The sequence below is a fragment of the Belnapia sp. AC561 genome (genome assembly GCF_979252845.1).
Window position 1 is genome coordinate 1 of the sequence record NZ_CEEDBP010000294.1, and the last position, 259, is coordinate 259.

Below are 259 nucleotides of genomic sequence, written 5' to 3' on the forward strand. Positions count from 1 at the left end.
GACCACTCACTACCTCGAAGAAGCCGAAGAAATGGCCGACCGCGTGGGCGTGATCAGCGATGGCCGTTTGCTGCTGGTGGAAAATAAAACTGATCTGATGGCGCGCCTGGGCCGTCGCCAGTTGCGCCTGCAATTGCAGCAGCCGCTCACAGAACTGCCGGCAGACTTGGCCGGTTTCCCGGTGGAATTAGCCGACCAAGGCCGCGAATTGGTCCTCGATGTCGCGCGCAACAACCAAGGCATCGCCGACTTCCTGCGG

General features: G+C 61.0%; 1 pseudogene. It reads left to right on the plus strand.

From position 1 onward, the window contains the following. Positions 1–31 precede the first annotated feature (31 nt). A pseudogene (locus AC0IW9_RS31140) lies at positions 32–259 on the plus strand (multidrug ABC transporter ATP-binding protein); the annotation flags it as partial.